The organism is Staphylococcus sp. AtHG25 (assembly GCF_003217445.1).
Lineage (GTDB): Bacteria > Bacillota > Bacilli > Staphylococcales > Staphylococcaceae > Staphylococcus > Staphylococcus haemolyticus.
Genome location: NZ_QJSN01000008.1, coordinates 84,463 through 100,955 on the forward strand (window position 1 = coordinate 84,463; position 16,493 = coordinate 100,955).

The 16,493-nt window shown below is 33.9% G+C and carries 15 protein-coding genes; all 15 read right to left on the reverse strand.

Annotated elements, in window-relative coordinates:
• Window positions 1-12 precede the first annotated feature (12 nt).
• A complete protein-coding gene (gene trmD, locus BDW31_RS07625; RefSeq protein WP_037551666.1) occupies window positions 13-750 on the reverse strand; it encodes a tRNA (guanosine(37)-N1)-methyltransferase TrmD in 738 nt (245 codons plus the stop codon).
• On the reverse strand, window positions 750-1,253 hold the full coding sequence (rimM, locus tag BDW31_RS07630) for a ribosome maturation factor RimM (protein WP_053024894.1): 504 nt from the start codon (window positions 1,251-1,253) through the stop codon (window positions 750-752). The genes trmD and rimM overlap by 1 nt, the downstream gene beginning before the upstream one ends.
• Before the next feature lie 118 nt (window positions 1,254-1,371).
• A complete protein-coding gene (rpsP, locus tag BDW31_RS07635) occupies window positions 1,372-1,647 on the reverse strand; it encodes a 30S ribosomal protein S16 (protein WP_011275962.1) in 276 nt (91 codons plus the stop codon).
• A 455-nt stretch (window positions 1,648-2,102) separates the two neighbouring features.
• On the reverse strand, window positions 2,103-3,473 hold the full coding sequence (ffh, locus tag BDW31_RS07640; RefSeq protein WP_053024893.1) for a signal recognition particle protein: 1,371 nt from the start codon (window positions 3,471-3,473) through the stop codon (window positions 2,103-2,105).
• Between the two features lie 25 nt (window positions 3,474-3,498).
• Window positions 3,499-3,831: a putative DNA-binding protein gene (locus tag BDW31_RS07645; protein WP_011275964.1), complete on the reverse strand. Its 333-nt coding sequence runs from the start codon at window positions 3,829-3,831 to the stop codon at window positions 3,499-3,501.
• Window positions 3,818-5,041, reverse strand: coding sequence for a signal recognition particle-docking protein FtsY (ftsY, locus tag BDW31_RS07650; protein WP_053024892.1), 1,224 nt, complete (start codon window positions 5,039-5,041; stop codon window positions 3,818-3,820). The genes BDW31_RS07645 and ftsY overlap by 14 nt, the downstream gene beginning before the upstream one ends.
• On the reverse strand, window positions 5,038-8,607 hold the full coding sequence (gene smc, locus BDW31_RS07655; protein ID WP_053024891.1) for a chromosome segregation protein SMC: 3,570 nt from the start codon (window positions 8,605-8,607) through the stop codon (window positions 5,038-5,040). The genes ftsY and smc overlap by 4 nt, the downstream gene beginning before the upstream one ends.
• Before the next feature lie 84 nt (window positions 8,608-8,691).
• The gene (rnc, locus tag BDW31_RS07660) at window positions 8,692-9,444 is read right to left on the reverse strand and encodes a ribonuclease III (protein WP_276312364.1); all 753 of its coding nucleotides are present in this window, start codon (window positions 9,442-9,444) and stop codon (window positions 8,692-8,694) included.
• A gap of 70 nt (window positions 9,445-9,514) precedes the next feature.
• Window positions 9,515-9,748 (reverse strand): acyl carrier protein, encoded by a 234-nt coding sequence (locus tag BDW31_RS07665; protein WP_001830184.1) that lies wholly within the window; start codon window positions 9,746-9,748, stop codon window positions 9,515-9,517.
• A 112-nt stretch (window positions 9,749-9,860) separates the two neighbouring features.
• A complete protein-coding gene (fabG, locus tag BDW31_RS07670; RefSeq protein ID WP_011275968.1) occupies window positions 9,861-10,598 on the reverse strand; it encodes a 3-oxoacyl-[acyl-carrier-protein] reductase in 738 nt (245 codons plus the stop codon).
• Window positions 10,588-11,517, reverse strand: a complete 930-nt coding sequence (gene fabD, locus BDW31_RS07675) for an ACP S-malonyltransferase (protein WP_053024890.1) — start codon at window positions 11,515-11,517, stop codon at window positions 10,588-10,590. The genes fabG and fabD overlap by 11 nt, the downstream gene beginning before the upstream one ends.
• Entirely contained in the window at window positions 11,510-12,496 is a 987-nt protein-coding gene (gene plsX, locus BDW31_RS07680) for a phosphate acyltransferase PlsX (RefSeq protein WP_053024889.1), read from the reverse strand. Before plsX ends, fabD begins: the two co-directional genes overlap by 8 nt.
• A gap of 1 nt (window position 12,497) precedes the next feature.
• Entirely contained in the window at window positions 12,498-13,058 is a 561-nt protein-coding gene (gene fapR, locus BDW31_RS07685) for a transcription factor FapR (RefSeq protein ID WP_037551685.1), read from the reverse strand.
• Window positions 13,059-13,193: 135 nt separating this feature from the next.
• A complete protein-coding gene (gene recG / locus BDW31_RS07690) occupies window positions 13,194-15,245 on the reverse strand; it encodes an ATP-dependent DNA helicase RecG (RefSeq protein ID WP_053024888.1) in 2,052 nt (683 codons plus the stop codon).
• 154 nt (window positions 15,246-15,399) lie between these two features.
• On the reverse strand, window positions 15,400-16,197 hold the full coding sequence (locus BDW31_RS07695; RefSeq protein WP_053024887.1) for a thermonuclease family protein: 798 nt from the start codon (window positions 16,195-16,197) through the stop codon (window positions 15,400-15,402).
• Between the last annotated feature and the right edge of the window lie 296 nt (window positions 16,198-16,493).

Here is a 16,493-nt window from a genome sequence, read left to right on the forward strand (position 1 = left end):
ATTAGCATAATACTAATTGTTTTTCAATTGCTTTTTATAGCTTTCTATAAATTTTTCATCGTCTTCCGTTAAAGGATATCGATCAAGTAAGTCCGGTCGCTTATGATAAGTACGGATTAATTTTTGTTCATGTCGCCATTGTTCAATATTTGCATGATTACCTGATAATAATACATCTGGAACGGTCATATTTTCAAATTCTCTTGGACGCGTATATTGAGGGAATTCTAATAGACCATCTGAGAACGAATCATCTTGATGTGATTGTTGATTTCCTAATACACCTGGTATTAATCGCACAATCGCATCTGTCATCGTCATCGCTGGCAATTCTCCTCCAGTTAATACATAATCCCCCATTGAAATTTCATCCGTCACTAGGTGCGTTCTTATACGTTCATCATAACCTTCATAATGTCCACAAATAAATACGATATGCTCAGCTTCGCTTAATTCTTGTGCAATTTCTTGTGAAAAAGGTCTACCTTGAGGACACATTAAAATGACACGCGTTTGATCAGTTCGTTGTAAATCTTTCATAGCATTGAAGACTGGTTCAGGTTTTAGGACCATACCCTGTCCACCACCAAATGGGTAATCATCCACTTGATTATGTTTATTAATGGCATAATCTCTAAAATTCACAGTATTCACACTAATGATTTCTTTATCCTGTGCCCTTTTTAAAATGGAGTGATTGAGCACGCCATCAAACATCTCAGGAAATAAAGTTAAATAATCAATTTTCATTAATCTAACAACCCTTCTATAGGTGTTATACGAATCGTTTTATTTTCAATATCAATTTCTTTAACTACATCAGCTATATAAGGAATGAGATATTCCTTTTCTCCTTTAACAACCCAAACATCATTTGCACCTGTTTCAAAAATATTGATAACTCTGCCGATAGGTTGATTGTCATCATCAAATACAGTACTTCCAATGATGTCAGAGTAGTAATATTCATTTTCAGCTAATTCAATATCTTCATGATCGCGTTCTTGGTACAAATAGTCACCTTTATATTGTTCGACGTCATTAATGTTATTTATTCCCTCAAATTTCAACATATGGAATCCTTTATGAACACGGTAAGATAAGACCGTCAATTGTTCTTCATGATTTTGATGATTTACCGTCAATACTTCACTTGGTTGGAAACGGGTATCCGTAAAATCGGAATTAGATTTCACTTTAACTTCACCTTTAATTCCATGTGTATTTACGATTTGACCAACTTCAACTTGCATATTTGCACCTCATTTAATCCATTAATGTCATTTTGTTTATCATATCATGATTTTTCAGTATTTAAAAAGGCGCCATCAGTTGGCGCCTCTATTACTTTACTTATAAAGTTTAAGCTAATTATTTAGCGTGTTTTTGTTCATCAAAAGTTTTTAAAATACCTTGTTTAGATAAGATATTATGAACTGTATCAGTTGGTTTAGCACCGTCTTTTAACCATTTTAATGCTAATTCTTCATCAATTTTAACTTCTGGAGCATTAACACTAGCTGGGTTGTAAGTACCGATTTGTTCGATAATACGACCATCACGTGGTGAACGTGCGTCTGCTACAACAATACGATAGAATGGATTTCTTTTTGAACCTAAACGAGTTAAACGAATTTTAACTGCCATATATAAAACTCTCCTTTAAATCTTTTACTTTTTATTTTCTACAAGAAATAATATTAACAGTAACTTGATATTTTGTAAAGACTTTTTTCTTTACCAAATCTAGTTTTTTTCAAAACCGTAGATTTGGTTATGGGCTAGCTTTAGCTAGGGTGTTCCTTTAACTAGGTTTTTTCAAAACCGTAGATTTGGTTATAGGAGTGAGATAGAATTCTTTGAATTCGTACCCCAACTTTCATTGCTTGTAGAATTTCTTAATGAAATTCTTTGTGTTGGGACCCCGTCACCGCGCACAGTTGATTAGGTGCTTGAAATATTTTATTTCAAGTCCAATCAACCACTGCGTTTATACTTTAGCTAAGCCGAACCTTTTGCTAAATGTTTGGTAGTACATTTATTTTTCAATAAACATCAAAATATCGAACGCTATTTGAGAAGCGTTCGATATTTTCACTTAATTAAAATGGTAAGTTCATACCTTTTAACATATTTTCCATTTGACTACGTTTGCCTTTTTTACCTTTACGGCCAGCACCACTGAATTGCTTCATCATTTTCTTCATATCATTAAATTGTTTCATCAAGCGATTCACTTCTTGTAGTGAACGCCCAGAACCTTTGGCGATACGTTTTTTTCTTGAAACATTTAGTACTGCTGGGTTTTCTCTTTCACTTGGTGTCATAGACTGGATAATTGCTTTAATATGGTCAATTTGCTTTTCATCCATATTTAACTTATCCATGCCTTTCATCTTATTCATTCCTGGAATCATTTTCATGATGTCATCAAGTGGGCCAAGATTTTTAACTTGATCCAATTGGTCAAGGAAATCGTCCAATGTGAACGTAGAATTACGCATTTTTTGTTCTAAATCTTTAGCTTTTTCCTGGTCAACATCTTGTTGTGCCTTTTCAATAAGACTTAAAACATCTCCCATACCAAGTATACGAGAAGCCATTCGCTCTGGATGGAACAGTTCAAGTCCATCCATCTTCTCACTCATACCAACAAATTTAATTGGTTTTTGAGTTACTGAACGAATAGATAAAGCAGCACCACCACGAGTGTCCCCATCTAATTTAGTCAACGTAACACCAGTAACGTCCAATTGTTCATCAAATGATTGAGCAACGTTAACAGCGTCTTGTCCAGTCATAGCATCTACAACTAACATGATTTCATTAGGTTTAGAAATTTCTTTAACTTCTTGAAGTTCATTCATTAACGCTTCATCAATATGCAAACGACCTGCTGTATCAATGATTACAAAATCTAAATGTTCTTCTTTGGCATGTTTTAATGCATTTTCAACGATTTGTTGCGGTTTAACTTGGTCCCCTTCACTATAAACAGGAACGTCAAGTTGTTTACCTACCGTTTGTAATTGGTTAATTGCGGCTGGACGATAAATATCCGCTGCAACTAACATTGGCTTTTTATTATATTTTTTACGCATTAATAATGCTAGTTTACCGGCTGTTGTTGTTTTACCTGCACCTTGTAAACCAACCATCATAACAACAGTCGGTGGCTTATTTGCCATTTTAATCGTTGAGTTTTCGCCACCCATTAATTGAGTTAATTCATCTTGTACAATTTTAATGACTTGTTGACCAGGTGTTAATGATTGCATTACATCTGATCCTAAGGCACGATCTGACACTGTCTTAACAAATTCTTTTACTACTTTAAAGTTTACATCGGCTTCTAATAATGCTAATCGTACTTCACGCATCATTGCTTTAATATCCGCTTCAGTAACTTTACCTTTACCACGCATTCTCTGCATCGTAGCTTGCAAACGATCGGATAATCCTTCAAATGCCATATCAATTGCCCTCCTTTATCTCTATTTATTCTAATTCTTCTAATTGATTAATGTATTGTTCTAACTTCTTAGAATCATTTAATGTTTGTTTCATATCGTCATAAATTTTACGACGTTGTTCAAATTTTTCATACAAATTCAATTTAGCTTCATAATCTTCTACTAAATCGCCAGTTCTTCTTATATTATCATAAACTGCTTGTCTACTCACATCAAATGTCTCTGCAATCTCACTTAGTGAATAGTCTCTCAAATAAAACAGTTCCATATAATTTCTTTGTTTTTCAGTTAATAATGTTTGATAAAAATCAAACAAATAATTCATTCGCAAAGTTTTAACTAAATCATTTTTCCCCATTTGGATTATCCTCATTATTAAAATCTAATTCAGCAACTTCATCTGGAATATCTTCATTTTGTTCAATCATATCTGCAAATAAGCCATATACATAACTTTCTGGGTTAAATGGTTGTAAGTCATCAAGTTTCTCACCTAATCCTACATATTTCACAGGTATATGAAGTTCATTTCTAATCGCAAGTACAATACCACCTTTAGCAGTACCATCTAATTTAGTTAATACTATACCTGATACGTTTGTAACTTCTTTAAATGAACGTGCTTGAGATAATGCGTTTTGACCTGTTGTTGCATCTAAGCATAATAAAGCTTCATGTGGTGCATCTGGTACAGCTCGGCTAATGACACGTTTCATTTTATCCAATTCTTGCATTAAATTAGATTTGTTTTGTAAACGTCCTGCAGTATCACAAATTAATATATCGACACCTTTATTTTTAGCGGCATTAATTGCATCATATACAACTGCAGCAGGATCTGAACCTTCACTTTGACGAATTACTTCAACACCTACACGGTCTCCCCAAACTTGTAGTTGATCAATTGCACCAGCTCTAAATGTATCTCCAGCGGCAAGCATTACTTTTTTGCCTTCCATTTTATATCTGTGTGCTAATTTACCGATTGTAGTTGTTTTACCAACACCATTTACGCCAACCATTAAAATGACATTCAAACGGCCGTCTTCGAGATTCATTGCTTCTGATTGGTCATCTTCTTGATGATAGATTTCAACAATCTTTTCAACAATAACTTCACGTAACTCTTCAGTTTCTTGTATATTTCGACGTTGTGCTTCAGTACGTAATTCTTCTGTTAATTGCATCACTGTGTTGAAACCAACATCTGCAGTGATTAACATTTCTTCAAGTGCTTCGAAGAAATCTTCATCTACTGTTCTATAACGCGCGATCAAATTATTAAGTTGTTCTTGGAAGTTCTGACGTGATTTTTCAAGTCCCGCTTTAAATTTAGCACCCATTTTTTGTGCTTCAATTTCTTCAAAGTCTTCAATTGAAATTAATCCATCGTCATCAAAGTCCGCTTCACTTAATTTACGTGGTTTTTTCTTCGGTTCTATCTGTGCTTCATCATTATCATCATGAGTTGCGCTACTCTGATTACCTTCTTCTTCTGATAAATCTTGTTCTATATCTTCAGTAGATTTCGTTGAAAATTTGTCTTTTAATCGTTTAAAGAAACTCATGCTTGTTCCTCCTTCATAACCTCATCAATTGTATTTAAGTTGACACTTACTAATTTTGAAACACCTGACTCTTGCATCGTCACACCATATAAACGGTCTGAATATTCCATAGTCCCTTTTCGATGTGTAATAACAATAAATTGAGTTTGAATAGATAATTCTTTTAAAAATTGAGCGTATCGAATTACATTCGCTTCATCGAGTGCAGCCTCTACTTCATCTAGTATAACAAATGGAGCAGATCTTACTTTCAAGATAGCAAATAGTAGTGCAATAGCACTTAATGCACGCTCACCACCACTTAATAAAGATAAGTGTTGCAATTTCTTACCAGGTGGTTGAACAATAATATCGACACCAGCTGATAAATAATCATCATCTGTTAACTCTAATTTAGCATGTCCACCTCCAAATAACGACTGAAATACTGTCGTAAAATGAGATTGCACTTGTAAAAACGTTTCTTTAAAACGACCTTTCACTTCTTGGTCCATCTCACTTATAATTTGTTCAAGTGTTTGTTTCGCTTCACGCAAGTCTGTACGTTGTTCATCTAGGAAAGTATAACGCACATTTAATTCTTCAAATTGCTCAATAGCATTTATATTTACTGGCCCAAGTTCTTCAATTGACATTTTAGTTAGTTTGACTTTCTTTCTCAACGCATCAATTGGCGTTTTTGAAGAGAATTCACTTCTAGCCCGCTCAACAGTTAGTTGATATTCATCATTCAAATGATCAATTGCATGGTTAATCAATACATCTAATTTCGATTGTTGTGCTTTTATATCTTGATAAAAACTTTCAATTGACAATAAATCTTGATGACATTTTTGCAATGTAGCTTCATGTGACTCAACATGTTCATTGACATCAATACGTTCTTTTTTCAATTGTTTTAACTGATCAGTGATGGATTGTCGGTCATTTTCTTTAGATTTTATCTGTTGTTGTAATTTTTCAAATGCTTGTTCCCCCATCATTTCGTCAGAATTGAAGAGTTTAATTTTATCGTCAACATTTGTTAATTGTTTGTTAATCGTCTCTATCTGTTTATCTGTACGTTCTAATGACGCTTTTTGAGCATTTATTCGTTCTTTAATTACAGCTAAGTCAGAACGTTTTTGGTTTAATTGTTGTTGCAATTGAGTGGTATTCTCTTTACCTTCTTTAGATAATTGAGTATAACGTTCAATATCTGTTTCAAGTTGTTTTAACTTACCTTGAATAATAGTTAAACGCTCTTGTTTTTCAGTTAAAGTAATGCGACTATTTTCACTTTGGTAGCCATCATTTTTCTCGAATTCAAATTCCTCATGTTCATCTTTAATGTGCGTTTCTTGTGTTTTAAGTCGATCTAATTCTAACGCTTCGTTATGAGATTGTTCTTTTACTTCATTATATTTCTGACTCATTTTAAAATAAGTTTCGCTGAGATGTTCAACTTCATTTTTTTGTTTTTGTAGCTGTTTCTCGAAATCTTGTGTTTGCGATTCATAATCTTTTAATTGATTACGCATAGTTGTCAGTTCATCTTTTTGTGAAAGAATACTCTTCGTCTTGCGCGTACCACCACCGGTCATAGAACCACCAGGATTAACAATATCTCCTTCTAAAGTTACAATGCGTGTTTTATATTGGATAGCTCTTGCCAGTTCATTAGCATGTTTCAAATTGTCTACGATAATAGTAGTACCTATTAAATTTTCAACTACAGCTTGATATTGTGAATTAACTTTAATCGCATCTGAAGCTACATTGATAAATCCATTTGTATTTTCAGCGATATGTCTAATATTATTAGATAATTGTCTCGATCTTATAACATTTAATGGTAAGAATGTGGCTCTACCAAGACCCTTTTGTTTTAAAAATTGTATTGCCTGGCGTCCATCTTTTTCACTATCAACTATGATATGTTGTAATGAAGCACCTAATGCGGTCTCAATCGCTTGAGTCAATTCAGATGGCACATTTATCACTTCTGCAACGGCCCCATGAATACCTTGTAGGTTATCATTTTTAGCTTTTAACACATGTTTAACACCATTAAAGAAATAAGTATAATCTTCTTCTTGAGTTTCTAAACTCTCTATTCTAGCTCTCATTTTATCAGTGTATCGATAAGCCTGATAAAGTTTATCTTCATATTCAGTTTGAGTTTGTTTAGATTTTGATAACTGCTGTTCTAGTTGACTTATTTGAGTCTCAATATCGCTCAATTGTTTAACAGTAGCTTGATGGTTGCGTTCTGTATTAGAAATTTCACTTTGCAACGCTTTAAGTTGATTGAACGCTTCAACCAAGCGAGAATCTAAGCGTGATTTTTTCGCTTCATTCTCTTTAATCGTATGCTCTAAAAAGCGAATATCATTATTTACATCTGATTGTTCAGACATTAATTCATAGTATTCATTTTTGATTGATTCCAATTTTTCGTCATGTTGTTCATCAGAAACATACAGTTTTGATTCTAATTGATGAATACTATTATTCAACTCTTTTTGTTTTTCTTGTAAGGCAGTAATTTGTTGAGTAATATCAGCTTTTTCATTATGAGCATTTTTTAATTCTTGATGTAAATTATCTAACTCTTCTTCAAAACGAGCATTCGTTTCTGATTGATTTCGTTTTCTTTCTTCTAAAACATTCAATCGACCTGTGAACTTTTCATATTCTTCAGTAGCTTTGATTAAATCATAGTTTAATTGTTCAATGTCATTATCAATTTGTTGACGTTGAGACTTTTGCTTTTGAATATATTTATTAATCTGAGCTTGTTTTGCTTCTTTATCCGCTTGTTGGCTTTTTAAATCATTTAATTTTTGATCCAGTTGACGATTTTCCTCTGAATATTGGTCGATATCATGTACAGTAACAATAACATCACTTTGTTTCATCTCTTCAGACAATTTTAAATACTCTTTTGCAATTGATGCTTCAGCTTTTAATGGTTCAACGCGTCCTTCTAAATCATATAAAATATCTTCTACGCGCGTAAGATTATCTTCAGTGTGGTCTAACTTTTGTAATGATTCAGCTTTTCGCTTCTTATATTTTAATACACCAGCTGATTCTTCAAGTATTTGTCGTCTATCAATAGGTTTAGCATTTAAAATTTCATCTACTCTACCTTGAGATATAATACTAAATGCTTCTTTTCCTAAACCAGAATCCAGGAATAATTCAGTGATATCTCTTAAACGCGCTTTATCATTATTAAGGTAGTATTCGCTCTCACCACTACGATATAAACGACGTGTCACAACGATATCATCTGAATCAACTTGTAACTTTCTAGCTTTATTGTCAAGTTTCAATTGTACTTCTGCATAATTCTGAGCGTTTCGATGTTCTGCTCCTGAAAAAATAATATCTTCCATTTTAGAGCCACGTAATGATTTGGCGGACTGTTCACCTAATACCCATTTAATGGCATCAGTGATATTACTTTTTCCGCTACCATTAGGCCCAACAATTGCAGTTACACCCTTGTCAAACTGAACATCTGTGTGATCTGCAAATGATTTAAAACCTATGGCATCAATTGATTTTAAATACACCATACTATTCTCCTTGTTAATCATTCCACTCATTCTAGTTGAGAGGAGGACAATATTTTACCGTTTAATGGTTTTCTTTAATATATGTTAAAGATTATTATTGCTTTTTAATTTTGAATAAGCGCTCTCTGCCGCTTTTTGTTCTGATTCTTTTTTAGTTTTACCTTGACCTGTTGCTACTGCTTCATTCTCTAAAATGACTTCCGACGTAAACAATCGATGATGCGCTGGACCTTCTTCTTTAATTAAACGATAAGTCACATCTCCACGATTTTGACTATGAACATACTCTTGAAATTGTGTTTTAAAATCAACAACACCAACCAATTCATCATCCTCAACATATGGAAAAATCACTTTCTCAGCAAATTGCCAAACTACATCTAATCCTTGATCAAGATATAAAGCCCCGACAAAAGCTTCAAAGGCATCGGACACTAATGAAGGGCGTGTTCTCCCACCCGTTTTTTCTTCACCTTTACCTAATAAGATAAGTTGATTTAACTCGATTTTGTTAGCAAATATTACAAGTGAGGGCTCACATACAATTGTTGCACGCATTTTTGTTAAATTACCTTCTGGTAAATCTGGATGTTTATCAAAAAGGTAGCGTGAAACCGTCAATTCTAATACCGCATCGCCTAGAAATTCGAGTCGCTCATTATGCGCCAAACGATCCATATTAAAGTCATTGATAAAACTTGAATGAGAAAAAGCTTGTTGATACAAGTCAATATTTGAATATGTAAATCCAAACTCATTCATTTTCTTCGCAAACTGTTGTTGAAAGTCATTAACCATTTCTATTTTTTTTGGATTAGTCACATTAGAACCTCCCATATGTTTATTCTTTGTTTGATTCTTAAGAAAAAAATCTGAGCCATCTTGTAGACGACTCAGATGTAAGTTTTTATTTTTCAAGACTATTGATGTATTTAACTGCATCACCAACAGTATTGATTTTTTCAGCTTCTTCATCAGGAATTTCAGTACCAAATTCATCTTCTAATTCCATCACTAATTCAGCGATATCAAGTGAGTCAGCGCCTAAATCATCTTTGAAAGATGCGTCTTCAGTTACTTTATCAGCATCTACACCTAAACGGTCAACGATGATATCTTTTACTTTATCGAAGTTTTCCACGTCGATTCACCTCCTTTAAAAATGTCTATCCATAGACTACTATATTTTCCCATTTTAATGGGTAAAATACAAGCATTTCTTAAACACTGATAATAAAATTCAAGTACTTCAATTACATGTACATGCCACCATTGACATGGATTGTTTGGCCAGTAATATATTTCGCTCTATCAGATGCTAAAAATGCTACTGTATTCGCTATATCTGTATCTTCACCAAATCGAGATAAAGGTATTTGTTCTAACATTTGTGATTTTAAATCATCACTCAATGCGTCTGTCATATCCGAAACAATGAAACCAGGTGCTACCGCATTGACAGTAATACCACGTGATGCAAGTTCACGTGCGCTTGATTTTGTTAAACCTTCTATACCTGCTTTAGTAGCAACATAGTTAGCTTGTCCTGGATTACCCATGGCACCTACAATACTTGATAAGTTAATGATTGCACCACCACGTTGACGAAGCATTTGAGGTGTAGCTTTTTGAATACAATTAAATGTACCTTTAAGGTTAGTATTGATAACATCATCCCATTCATGTTCTTTCATGCGCATTAATAAATTATCACGAGTGATACCAGCGTTATTTACAAGTACATCTAACGAACCAAATTGACTAACGACTTCTTTAATCATAGCTTTAACTTCGTCGCCTTCAGCTACATTTGCTTGAATCGCAAAACTTTCAACACCTTTAGCTTTAATTTCAGAAACAACTGCTTCAGCTTTTTCTTTATTACCTGCATAGTTTACGGCTACATTGAAACCATCTTCAGCCAATTGTAATGCGATACTACGACCTATACCTCTTGAAGCACCAGTCACTAATGCATTTTTATTCGTCATGATTATTCCATCCTTTCACATCTTCTAGTGTTTGAATTGATGTCAATTTAACATCGCGATTTATTTTCTTAATTAAACCAGATAAGACCTTACCAGGACCAATTTCTATAAAATGATCTACACCTTGCGCAATTAACCATTCTACTGAATCGATAAATTCAACGGGTGAATATAATTGTTTAATCATATTGGACTTAATTGTTGCTGCATCAGTTTCACCCTGTGCATTAACATTTTGAACTATCGGGAACGATGCATCATGCCACTCAAATTGATTAATGAATGACTCAAAGTCTTTTTCAATCACTTGCATCATTGAAGAATGGAAAGGTCCAGAAACCGCTAAAGGTAAGACGCGTTTAGCACCTAACGATTTTCCTTCTTCAACAAATTTATCAATAAGTGATTTGTGACCTGAAACTACAATTTGACCCGGACAATTAATGTTTGCTGGTTCGACCAATTCATCATTTGTAGATAATTCTTTGCATATTCGGCCTACTTCTTCATAACTCAAACCTAATACTGCAGCCATACTACCAACACCATTTGGAAAAGCTTGAGCCATTAATTGACCACGTTTGCGAACAATCTTAACTGCATCTTCAAATTTTAATACTCCTGCAGCAACTAAACTAGAATATTCACCTAAGCTGTGTCCCATAGTATAATCAGCATTAATATTATCTAATGCACTATATAACGCTATACTATGCGTCAATAAAGCTGGTTGTGTATGTTCAGTTTCACCTAGTTTGTTCTCATTATCTGTAAACATCGTTTCCAATAAATCAAAGTCCATTGCTTCTTGAGCTGTATTTAGAATATTTGTCGCTTTCGTATCCTCATTAAACAAATCACTTGCCATGCCAACTTTTTGTGCACCTTGACCTGGGAAAATAATTGCTACCTTACTCATCCTTACCACCTACCGTCTCTCTCATAATCTCGACAATCTTTTCATCGCCAGCAATTTTAGCTTGTCTAATCGCAGAATAAAAAGCGCGAGCATTTGATCCACCATGCGCTTTAACAACCGTTCCGTCAAGACCTAATAATACTGATCCACCGTATTCTGCATAATCCATCTTCTTAGTAAATGCATCTAAGTCTTTTTTTAATACTAAAGCTGCTAGTTTGTTTTTTAAACTTCCTAAAAATGTTTCTTTCAACATTTTACCTATTGATTTTGCAGTACCTTCGATATTTTTAAGTACCATGTTACCCGTATATCCATCAGTTACCACTACATCAGTATTACCTTCCATTAACGTTTTAGCTTCAATATTACCATCAAAGTTAAAGCTTTGATCGCCTTTAAGTAGTTGGTAAGATTTTTTAGTCAATGTATTACCTTTAGCTGGTTCTGTACCGATATTTAATAATGATACTTTAGGATTTTGAATGCCACGTATTTTTTTAGCATAAATATTACCAAGTTGTGCATATTGCAATAAATGTTCTGGTTTCGCATCTGCATTGGCACCCACATCTAAAAATACAAATCCTTTTCCATCAATTGTTGGTAAAGTGACTACAAGTGCTGGTCTTGCCACACCTTTAATACGACCAACAATGAATAAACCTGCTGACATAAGCGCACCGGTATTCCCTGCAGACACACATCCATCCGCTTCACCATTTTTCACTGCTTCTGCCATTCTTACCATTGAACTGTCTTTCTTACGTTTAATAGCTCTTACAGGTTCATCTTCCATTTCTATTTTCTCAGAACAATGTCTAAATTCTATACGTTCATGATTGAGTGTGTATTGATTTTTGTCACCAAATAAAATAACCTCTAAATCTTTAAAATCATTAACTGCTTTCTCAACAGCTTCTAAGACGATACCGGGTGCGTCATCTCCACCCATCATATCAATAGCAATTTTAACCATGTCATTCATCCTCGCTTATATAAAACATTTTAAACGTTCCTTTAAACACTATTGTGTCTCTTACGTATGAGTTTACTTCTATAACATAATGGTGCGAAGTTTTATTTACAACGTGTGCTTCTGCCCTTACTGTATCATTAAGTTTAACTTTCTCAATGAATGCTACATTACTTTCCTGTGTTAACACTGTTGATTTATGTATTAAAGCTACACAAAGCGAATTTGCCTGGGCAAATAACACATGACCTCGTGCTATCTGAGTCTTCGTAAAAACGGATTCTTCAGTAATTTCAATGAGGGATTGAGCGGATATATTTGGTTCAACTTGAATTAAATCTCCAACCACTTCATTTGCCTCTAGAGCACGAATTTGTTCATAATTTTGCTCAGCTACTAATTTAATACGCTTTCGTAGTTCTGGAATACTTAGGTTTGTTCTATCTAACCGTATGGTTTGAATACTAACTTCAAACTGTTCACATAATTCACTATCCGTAATAAAGGGATTTAATTCAATTGCTTTTTGAATCGCCTGACGACGTTCTACTTTTTTCAATTTCAATTAAATCCCTCCTTAAAAGCGAAATTAGTACCAAGTCTTAAACATTCCTCACATATCATAACACTTTCCGTTTGATAAGCTCAACAAATATCATAGTGCTATATTTTACTTTTTGACAATAGTGACTTTTAAGCATCAATCAAAACTCATATGTAGCAAATTCTGATCAATGAATTCACGTAAGTGCTGATATGTTTCTGTAAAAAATTCACCTGATTGTATCAACTCTACCGCCTCGTCTCGAGCTACTTCAAGCATTCGATAATCTTCAACAATGTTCGCTACCATAAAGTCAGGCAAACCACTTTGTTTAACTCCAAAGAAGTCACCAGGACCACGCATTTCTAAATCACGCTCACTCAATTCAAAACCGTCCGTTGTTTGCGTCATAATAGTCATGCGTTCTATGCCAGTTTCTGTCTTGGGAGATGCGATAAGGGCACAGTAACTTTGGTGTTCACTACGTCCTACACGACCTCTTAATTGATGCAACGTTGATAAACCAAAGCGGTCTGCATCATATATCATCATAAATGTCGCGTTTGGTACATTGACACCAACTTCAACTACAGTTGTTGAAACTAGTATATCTATATCATGTTGACTGAATCGCGTCATAACCTCATCTTTTTCTTCAGCTGGCATTTTACCATGTAATAATCCTACTTTTTCCTCTCCATAATGCAGTTTAAGTGATTCATACAACTCGACTACATTTTGCACATCTTCAAGATGCTCTGAACTCTCAATCAATGGACATATTACATAGGCTTGACGTCCTTTATTAAGTTCAGACGTCATTTGTGATAACACTTGCTCATATTGTTCATGCTTTGCCCAATTTGTAATAATTGGCTTGCGCCCTTTAGGTAGTTGCTTAATTGATGACACATCCATTTCACCAAATACAGATATAGCAAGTGTTCTAGGAATTGGTGTTGCTGTCATAAAGAGTACATTCGTCATTGCACCCTTTTCTCTTAAAAGTTGACGTTGATTGACTCCGAAGCGATGTTGTTCATCTGTTATGACAAGTCCTACATTTTGAAGTGTTACATCATCTTGAATAAGCGCATGTGTACCTATTAAACAATCAATAGTACCATTTTCTAATTGCTCTAATAGAACTTTTCTTTTTTTACCTTTAACAGAACCTGTCAGCAATGCTACATTCATGTAGTCACCGAACAGTTCAGTTAAACTATTTGCATGTTGTTCAGCTAAAATTTCCGTTGGGACCATTAATGCTGATTGATAGCCCGCTGTTTTCAACGCATACATACATATTGCTGCAACAACTGTTTTACCTGAACCTACATCACCTTGTAGTAATCGGTGCATACGTATCGGCGCTTTTAAATCTCTAAAGATTTCATTCACACTCTTTTTTTGTGCATCAGTTAATTCAAAAGGTAAAGTTTCTATAAAATCTTTCACTTTTTGAATATCGTAATTTATCTCAATAGCTTCGTCAGATGACTTTTCTAAACGATTTAACCACTGCATTCTTAATTCAAACATAAATAACTCAGTAAAGGCATATGTTCTTCTAGCACGTAATAAGTCCTGTCGATCCTTGGGACGATGTAAGGCATATAGTGTATCCTCTAAAGATTCTAATTTATATTTCTGTTTAAGTTCTTCTGTAAGCCATTCATGGATTGTAACATCATCTAAAGTTTGATAAATCATATCTCGCATTTGTTTTTGTTTAATGCCCTCTTTAATACGATAAACAGGTTCTAACTTAATTTCATTTGTATCTTGTGATTTTTCATTAAAAAACATCCTATTTCCATTTATTTCTTGTTTTGCACGATTCCATTTTCCTTTAACAGTTACCGACCCATGAAGTTCAATTTTCTTTTTCAAGTATGGTTGATTAAAGAAGATACACTTGACCGCGATGTTATCTACCATCAAGTGTACTGTTAACTTTGATTTATTTCTGCCGAAAAATGCGACAGTTGGCATCGAATAAACTTCTCCGACAATTGTGACTGTAGATTGATCTTCAGCCATATTTAAATCTACAACTGTATTATCTTCGTAACGAGTCGGTAGATAAAGTACTAAGTCTTCAACCGTGTTAATATTCAGTTCTTGCAATAAAGCAATTCTTTTTGGTCCTAGTCCTTTGATACTTTGAAGCGGATACGGACTTTCTATTAAATTGACTTTAGTCATAACTTCTCACCTAGTATTTGTAATATTAATCTTTATTTTATCATGATTAGGCTGATTAATTGATTGTCACGCCTTTTGCACTATAAAAAAGGTACGAAACAATATTCATTACGAATTCATTGTTCCGCACCCTAATTCTCTATATGATTAATGCTTATCTTTCACATGCCCATCCATCTTTATCACGGTCTAACTTAGATTGATAAGCATGATGTCCTTTTTTAACTCCATTGGGATATTTCTTTCTCATCAAAGTACAATTTTTATAATATTCTTTAGATTGCTTTTTTGTTGTTTTTGAAGGCGAGGTCTTTGGTGTTGTTGGCTTTAGAGTAGACTTGGCAATAGATGTCTGACCTGCCTTGGTTTTAGAGTTCGATGTTGTCTTACTCCAAATATTTAACTTTTTAGCTAGAGCTTTCGATTGACTCACCTTCAACATCTGTTCGAACGTATTATTAGGTGGATAAATGTATGTTACTCGTGCTAATCCTTGTCTTACAACGGCTTCATTAACCATTCTACCATCAGCATAAACATACGCTAAATAACGACCATATTTATCTGTGCGTTGCCCTCTATCAAACTGCACTTGAATAGTACGAGCATTTGCTAACATATTTGTCGTGAAACGACTAGCTTCTGGACCATATTTTTGAACAGGTTTACGTGGATCTTTAGTTTCAGGTGTATCGATAAGCAACAATCTAAAAGTCGATTTCTTCCCTTTGTAAAGTAGTTGAACAGTATCTCCGTCAATACCCTTCACAAATTTAACTTTCTCTTTCGTTAATACATTACTTTGCGCATTAACAATGTGCTGTGGCATTACTACTAATAATGAGGTAAACGCTATTAAAATCGACAAACTTGCAATGGCAACCTTCTTTTTAAAAAGAAGTAACATAAAACTAATAACAAGACAAATAAATACTAAATATAAATCCCCCATAAGTATTCTCCTAATATTTAATATACATATATTTTATACTAAACATAATAAAAAATACTATTAAAATTTTAATATTTTTATCATTTAAATCACTTATAAGAAAATGAAAGTTTAGCTCCATATAAAAAAGGCTCTACGTCAAATCGGACTGATGAGTCCAAATATTGAGATTAAGCAACCTTAGGTTGTTTAATCTCTTTTTTTGTTGTTGAGGCAAATAGTCGCGAAGTTATAATAATTCGATTACGCAAATTATCATAATTTCTATAACCAAAAGATCCCCTTTTAATGAGTTT